The following is a 3,330-nucleotide window of genomic DNA, read 5'->3' as shown; positions in this document are numbered from 1 at the left end:
GGGCACACCGTAGCTTGGGGACGTCACGAAATTATTGGTGCCGCCATAAACGCCGCTGGCCACATTGCCATAGGCCACCGTGTCAGAATGCAGGCGCGTAGAGATATCGAAATGACCGTTGACCGAGGACAGGTAGCTACGCTGGATCTGGGAGCCATCCCATGCGTAATTCCCCACCTCGCTGTTGGAAAGAACACCCTCATAGCCGGGCGGCACATCATCGGTGAACTGGGCATAATAGGCCCAGAGCTTCGCCTTCTCGTAATCGGGTTTGAGGTAGGTGGTATCGCGTCCGAGACGTTCCCACATGTTTTTCGTCAGGCTCAGATAATTGGCCTGGGTGAAATTGCCGAAACCGAAGAACCCGGTGATCTTGCCGTGGTCTCCCACAGGCTGCACGAGTTTGGCATCGGCCTGTAATTCGCGCTGATAGCCTTCGCCCTTCCAGAGTTTGCTCTCGGTGCGGGCAAAGGACGCATAGAATTTCGTACCACTCGGGTTTAGGATGCCGCTATCGGCCCTTCCATAGGTGCGAAAGGCGTTATAACTGCCAAAGCTCTGGCTCACCCGACCGCCGGCCTTGTCCGCAGGATCGGAGGATGTGTACGTCATGGCGGCGCCCAAAAGCTGCCCCGAGAACGTATCAAGCGAGCCTGCGCCTTGTGAGATGGTCATCCCCGCCAGATCATCCTGAATCATGGCCTGGGTGATCGAGACGCCGTTCTGGTTGGTAAAGCCCTGCGTGCCGAGCGGTATGCCGTCAAGCGTTGCGCCGATCTGTGTCTGCGTGAAGCCGCGCACGTAAAAGGTATTGGCGGCGGTATCGAGGCCGAAAGCATCGGACGACGTGAAATTGGCCCCCGGTGTAGTGAGAGACAGGACCTGCATCGGGTTCGTGCCGGGAATGAAACGATCCATGACGCTGCGCGAAATCGCGACTTCGGCAGCATGGCTGCGCAGGCGCTTGCCGCTGACAGAGATCGACTCTCTCTGCGCAGGGACGGCCAGGGCAGCAGTCTTTCTGGCCGTTACGGGTGTCTTCTTGCGTGCCGAAACGGATTTTTCCGCCTTCTGGCCGGCGTGAGACGCGGCCATGACAAGAGCAGGATTGCAGCCGAGAAATATGAATACCATGAGGAAAGTGCCAGAACGGATTCTGTTGTCTGGTATCATCACTTTCCATCGACGCATGATCGCTTTTTCCGTAATCAGTTTCTTTCTAATTACGATAAAATGACGATATCGAAATGGTCAATCGCTATTCGTTACGGGAAGTCACCAAATTTCCAGGTTCGTGCCGGGGTCTCAGGCAAGTGCGCCTGCGTCACGCTCTCTCGCTGGCACCGACAATCAGGCCTTGCCTGTCCACCACCAGCACCCCGATTTCACAGTCTGGATAATCAAGCGTTTTGCGGGCGGTGGCGCAGGCCGCTTCGGCAATGAGTTTGCCCAGCCTTTCATCAGCGATGGCGGCGTAGCCCTGCGCGATGGTCTTGGCTGCGTCGAGTTGTGCCATGCGAGAGGCGGATAAGCCCAAAGGCGCGGCGATGCTGCGTAGCGCGGCCGGATTGGCCAGGGTGCGGCTGGAATGCAGATCGAGATGGCCCTCAGCCAGCTTGGTCATCTTCGCGATACCGCCAGCGAGGGTCAGGCGCTGCACCGGATGCCGATGGAGATATTTCAGCAAGCCACCCGCAAAATCACCCATCTCGATGAGCGCGGCCTCACTCACACCGTAGCGCAACCGCGCAGCATTTTCCGAGGTCGCGCCGGTGCTCGCCACGATATGGGGGAGATTGAGAGCGCGTGCGACATCGATGCCGCGATGGATCGAATGGATCCAGGCCGAGCAGGAATAGGGTATGACAATGCCGGTCGTTCCCAGAACGGAGAGACCACCAATGATGCCAAGGCGAGCATTCAGCGTCTGTCTGGCCAGCGCCTCACCATCGGCAATCGAGACCGTCACGATGGCATCCGCCCCTTCTGGTGTGACCTGCAGGAGCGCTGCGCGGATCATCTGTCGGGGCACCGGGTTGATGGCGGGCTCCCCCGGCGGCAGGGGCAGGCCGGGCTGGGTGATGGTGCCAACGCCTTCGCCAGCGCGAAACGTGACACCCGTGCCCGCAGAGGCTTGCTCTACCGTCACGCGCATTATGGCACCATGGGTCACATCCGGGTCGTCACCGGCATCCTTGATCACACTGGCCCATGCGGTTCGGCCGTCTTTCCCATGCCCGTTGAGCGCAAAACAGGCTTCCTTGCCGCCGGGCAGGCTGATCGTCACCGGGTCGGGGCAGATATCGTGCCGCAGCAGAGACCAGGCTGCCTTGGCTGCTGCCGTAGCGCAGCTTCCGGTTGTCCATCCGCGACGCAGGGCCGTGGCTTGCGTCATGACGGCGTTGGCTCCTCTCATCGCGTGGGAGGACATACCTCCTGTTGCAGGTCTGTGTGTTCTTTACATAGACGGCCCCGCGCCGCCAGTGCGGCGTGGTGGAGCGATAGCAACGGAAAGGCGCACGCCTTGTGCGTGCGGGCACGCAGCGCTTGTCTGGGGCGCTCAATAATGCGGACGTAACAATTCTCTCTGTATTGGCTGGATAACACGGCTATGATTGGTGGCTTCTCCTGCAAGAAGGAAACACTGACCATTCCCGCGCCCGTTCTTCTCACCATTGTTGTGGTTCTCGCCCTGTTCCTCGTCTTCTGTCTGCTGTTCGGCGGGATCATGATCGTGCCGGGGCGGATGGTTTACGTCACCGAGTTTCTCGGCAAGCCGCAGCGCAAGCTTCTCGAAAGCGGGTTGCACTTCCGTATTCCGTTGCTCACACGCGTGTCCTACAAGGTGTCCCTTCAGCAGATGCAGGTAGAGACCTCTTCCGAGGTCAAGACGCTGGATGACGTGTTCATCGAGATACGCTGGGTGCTGCTTTACAGTGTCCGTGATGATAGCGAGGCCGTGTTCAACTACGCCTACAAGGTATCGCAGCCCGTCAAGCGTCTGGTCTTTCGGGTAGAGAATGAAATCCGGCAGATAGCCTCCACGATGCCCCTGGCCGCGCTCTACTCGCAACGCAACGAGATTGCCCGCCGCGTCATTGCCGATCAGGTGGCAGATGCCCTTGAATCGGGCCTTGATATCCACGGCGTCACGATCGAGCAGCCCATGCCACCACGCGAGATTCAGGAGGCTATGAACAACAAGCTGGCCGCCATTGCGCGCAAGGACGCCGCGCAGGCTGAAGCCGAAGCCGAAATGGTGCGGCGCGTCGGAATTGCCCGCGCCGAGGCCGAGAGCAAGAAGCTGCAGGGTGAGGGTATCGCCAATGA

At 59.5% G+C, this 3,330-nt stretch carries 3 protein-coding genes; 1 reads left to right on the top strand and 2 read right to left on the bottom strand.

Going from position 1 to position 3,330, the window contains the following annotated elements:
* Both P792_RS39455 and P792_RS35190 read right to left on the bottom strand, forming a co-directional pair.
* On the bottom strand, positions 1-1,134 hold a 1,134-nt coding region (locus tag P792_RS39455; protein ID WP_255345473.1), incomplete at its 3' end, for a Plug domain-containing protein.
* Positions 1,135-1,324: 190 nt separating this feature from the next.
* Positions 1,325-2,395 carry a cobalt-precorrin-5B (C(1))-methyltransferase gene (locus tag P792_RS35190; protein ID WP_031241727.1) on the bottom strand — a complete coding sequence of 357 codons (1,071 nt, stop codon included), beginning with the start codon at positions 2,393-2,395 and terminating at the stop codon, positions 1,325-1,327.
* 216 nt (positions 2,396-2,611) lie between these two features.
* Between P792_RS35190 and P792_RS35185 the strand changes: the two genes are divergently transcribed.
* Positions 2,612-3,330: SPFH domain-containing protein (locus tag P792_RS35185; protein ID WP_023979978.1), on the top strand; the 719-nt coding region annotated here is incomplete at its 3' end.

The organism is Asaia sp. SF2.1 (genome assembly GCF_000505765.1).
GTDB lineage: Bacteria > Pseudomonadota > Alphaproteobacteria > Acetobacterales > Acetobacteraceae > Asaia > Asaia bogorensis.
The sequence above is the reverse complement of the archived record's forward strand: the minus strand, read 5'-3'. Positions and strand labels throughout refer to the sequence as shown.

Excerpts from the sequence above, each read along its gene's own strand:
- P792_RS35190 (WP_031241727.1), bottom strand. The coding sequence starts at position 2,395 with ATGACGCAAGCCACGGCCCTGCGTCGCGGATGGACAACCGGAAGCTGC.